This window comes from Luteitalea sp., from assembly GCA_009377605.1.
Classification (GTDB): domain Bacteria; phylum Acidobacteriota; class Vicinamibacteria; order Vicinamibacterales; family Vicinamibacteraceae; genus WHTT01.
In genome coordinates this window covers 1-3,861 of record WHTT01000181.1, presented here as the reverse complement: position 1 = coordinate 3,861, position 3,861 = coordinate 1, and the positions used below count along the sequence as shown (strand labels likewise).

The window sequence follows — 3,861 nt, the reverse complement described above, 5'->3', positions numbered from 1 at the left end:
CTGGCAAGCCAGACGCCGAAGGGGGTGAAGCGCCCGGCAGGATTCGACCCTGCGACATCCGGCTTAGAAGGCCGCGGGAACGAGGCGACTAGGGGCAGCGGGACGCCGCTGCCCCCGTTTTTATTGGGGGTTTCGCCTACACGAGACTACCTGGACCCACCCCCAGCCGCTACCGATTGTCAGTCAATTGTCAGTCGCCACTCGGGAATGTGGCGCGCCCGGCAGGATTCGAACCTGCGACATCCGGCTTAGAAGGCCGGCGCTCTATCCAACTGAGCTACGGGCGCTCTTCGACACCGTCGATAGTGTAATCGTAGCGCACGCGAGGATGCTGCCCGCTAGTCTTCGCTCTGCGGGTGTGTCCCGGTGATCGACGTCCAGGCTGGTGCATCGCTTGCGGGGAACGATTCGTCCGACGCCTCCGCGACCAAGTCCTCGCCGAAGGTCGGCCATGGCATCGGCGCTCGCGGGCTCTTCACGTGACGTTCTAGTTGCGCGAGGTCGTTCTTCCCGAGCGCGGCACGGAAGGCGAGCGTGCCACCCACGAGGCCAAGCAGCCAACCACCGAGCGACCGCCGTTTCATCCCCAAGACAGCGAGTGTGCTGCCACAGAGGCCGAGCAACAGCCGTTGTGCCTCGTCGGTCGAGAGCCAGTCGCGTGCGGCACGCACCTCGCCGCCCAGGTGCGGGAAATGAAGCACTCGCGCGCCGGGACGCTCCTGCTCGTCATTCGCGCGCAAGGGCTCGCCGTGAGACGACGACCCGCGCCACAACTTTGAATCGAACATGGTCACTACCTCCGAGCCCAGATCTCTATGGTACAGTGGCTCGCCATGCGATGGCGACTGCAAGAGATCGACTGCCTCCCCGAGCCACGCCCGGCAGGCGGCCCTGGGCGCGCCAGCCGTCACCAGCCCTTCATGTTATCGCGAACGGTTCGATCCACGCTGGCGTACGTTCTGCTGGCCGGCGCACTCGCAGCCTCGATGGCCTGCCAGGCACGGGGTGAGAGCGACGACGCCCGTGAGTTCGATCTGATCGTTCAGGGTGGTCGCGTCTACGATGGTCACAGCGACGCAATGAAGCCGGCCGACGTGGCGATTGCCGGCGACCGCATCGCGGCGGTCGGAGACCTCGGGACCGCATCCGCGAGCCTTGTCATCGACGCGCGCGGAAAGCTGGTAACACCCGGGTTCATCGACGTCCACTCGCATGCTGGCGAGTCATTGACGCGCGCCCCCTTGAACCAAGCGCAGGCGCTCATCGCGCAAGGGGTGACCACCATTGTGATCAATCCCGACGGGGGAGGTCCGGTCGACCTCGCTTCGCAGCGCGCAGAGCTCGAGGCAGCCAGTCCCGGTGTGAACGTGATTCCGCTCATTGGACACGGCGCCGTGCGGAGTGCCGTGCTCGGTATGAGCGATCGAGCACCCACTGCGCAAGAGCTCGAGCGGATGCAGGGGCTCGTCCGCCAGGCCATGGAAGAGGGCGCGTTCGGGTTGTCGTCCGGCCTGTTCTACGCTCCCGGTAGCTATGCCACCACCGACGAGGTGATTGCGCTGATGCGCGTGGTGGCGGAGCACGGCGGGGTGCACAGCAGCCACATTCGTGACGAAGATAGCTACTCGGTCGGTCTGGTCTCGGCCGTCGCCGAAATCATCCAGATTGCCGAAGGGACCGGCACGACCGGCATCGTCAGCCACATGAAGGCGCTCGGACCCGAGAGCTGGGGCAAGGCGGCGGCATGCATCGAGCAGATCGCCGCCGCGCGAGAGCGAGGCGTGCGCCTGTTTGCTGATCAGTACCCGTATGAAGCCTCGTCTACGAGCTTGATGGGCGCGCTCGTCCCGCGCTGGGCGCAGGCTGGAGGTCGCGAGGCGCTGCTCAACCGCCTACGAGCGCCCGACACACGCGCGAGGCTGCTCGTGGAAGTGCGTGAGAACATCCAGCGCAGGGGCGGGCCGTCATCACTCGTCATCGCGGCATTCGCGCCGGATCATGGGCTGGAAGGACAGACCCTCGAAGAGATCGCACGAGAGCAGAAGGCCAGCGCGGAGGAGACGGCGCTGAATCTCGTCGAGCAGGGCAATGCGTCGGTCGTGTCGTTCAACATGTCGATGGACGACATCGATCAGATCATGCGGCAACCCTGGACCATGACCTCGAGCGACGGCGGGCTCACGCTACCAGGTGTGGGTAAGCCGCATCCTCGCAACAACGGCGCGTTTCCGCGCAAGCTCGCCCTGTTCGTGCGTGAGAAGAAGACCGTGACGCTGGAGGCTGCGCTCCGCAGCATGACCGCGTTGCCGGCAGAGGTGTTTGGCTTGAGCGATCGCGGCGTCCTACGTAAAGGCGCCGCTGCCGATGTGCTGGTGTTCGATCCAACGGCCGTACGTGACCGAGCCACCTACGAGGATCCGCACCAGCTCGCCGACGGCATGTCTGCGGTGATCGTCAATGGCGTGGTGGCGCTGGAGCGCGGGGAGGTGACTGGAGCCGTCGCGGGGAAGGTGTTGCGGGCAACCGCCGCCCGCAACGAGTCGGAGTGAGCACCCTCCTCAGCCGGTCGCCAGTTTTGCGGAGGTGGATGTCGCGCCGGCGAAGCGAGCGGGCCAACCTTCGCTCGCTTTTGCGAGCTACGGCTGGCAAGCCGCCGGGCCCCCTCGCTTCGCGGTCGCGTAACCGTCCGATCTGCTCTATCCCTGCGGCCGTACCGCGACGAGGCTCTCGCTGCCATCGACGCCGATCGTCAGGAGCACCGCGCTGTTTCCGGCTGCTGCTACGGCCTTAGTAACGTCCTGCGCTGACTGAACTGGCTTCTTATTGACTTCGTAGATGACCATACCCGGTCGAAGGCCAGCCTCGCCCGCTGGACTGTCCGGCGTAACGTCGGCGACCACGACACCGCCGTCACGCGTCGTCTTCAACTTCGCTCTCAGCTCCGGCGTGAGAGGCTCCACTCTGAGACCGAGGCGGCCGCTTTCTGATTCACCGCCGCCTGACGTACGTGAGGCCTGCTCTTCTGTCTCGAGCTCACTCAGCGTCACGGTGACGCTCTGTTCCTTGCCGGATCGCAGGAACGTCACGTTTGCCTTGCTGCCAGGTTGCTGGGACGCGATGAGGTTTCGCAGCTCGTCTCTGTTGCGAATGTCCTGCCCGTTGACGCCGACGATCACGTCACCCTGTTGGAGCCCAGCATCCTCTGCGGGCGTGTCGGCCTGGACTTCTCCGACGACTGCTCCTTGAGTCGAAGGCAGGTTCAATGCTTCCGCCATGGCCGAGTCAACGTCATTGATCCCCACTCCGAGCCTGGCACGGCGAACCTTGCCGGACTTGACGAGTTGATCCATGACGCCGCGGGCCATGTTGGTCGGAATGGCAAAGCCGACGCCGATGTTCCCGCCGCTGGGAGACAAGATGAGCGTCGGGATGCCGATCAGCTCGCCCCGTGTGTTCACGAGCGCTCCGCCGGAGTTCCCCTGATTGATCGGAGCATCGATCTGCAGGAAGTCACCGTAGCCGGGGTCGCCGCCGCTACCGACATTCACGCCAACCTCGGTGCGCCCCTTTGCGCTGATGATCCCCATGCTTGCTGACTGGTCCAGTCCAAGCGGGCTCCCGATCGCGAGCACCACGTCGCCAACTCGCGCTGTGTCGGAGTCGCCAAACGTGAGCGCGGGCAGGTCTGTCCCTTCAATCTTCACGACGGCGACATCCGTGGGCGGGTCGGCTCCCACGAGCTTTCCGGAGAACTCGCGATCATCGGCCAGCGTCACGGTGATCCGGTCGGCGCCTTCGACGACGTGGTTGTTGGTGATGATGTAACCGTCCGGGCTGACAATGACGCCGGAGCCGACTCCA

3 protein-coding genes and 1 tRNA gene are annotated in these 3,861 nt (G+C 65.1%); 1 reads left to right on the top strand and 3 read right to left on the bottom strand.

All coding sequences use genetic code 11. The features are described from left to right. Positions 1-210: 210 nt before the first annotated feature. Positions 211-287 (bottom strand) — tRNA-Arg (locus GEV06_28195). Positions 288-338: 51 nt separating this feature from the next. After that, the gene (locus tag GEV06_28190) at positions 339-788 is read right to left on the bottom strand and encodes a hypothetical protein (protein ID MPZ21737.1); all 450 of its coding nucleotides are present in this window, start codon (positions 786-788) and stop codon (positions 339-341) included. Between the two features lie 27 nt (positions 789-815). Between GEV06_28190 and GEV06_28185 the strand changes: the two genes are divergently transcribed. After that, positions 816-2,549, top strand: coding sequence for an amidohydrolase family protein (locus GEV06_28185; protein ID MPZ21736.1), 1,734 nt, complete (start codon positions 816-818; stop codon positions 2,547-2,549). A gap of 147 nt (positions 2,550-2,696) precedes the next feature. On the opposite strand, the gene GEV06_28180 is transcribed toward GEV06_28185, so the two are convergent. Continuing rightward, a partial coding sequence (locus GEV06_28180) for a Do family serine endopeptidase (protein ID MPZ21735.1) occupies positions 2,697-3,861 on the bottom strand: 1,165 nt, incomplete at its 5' end.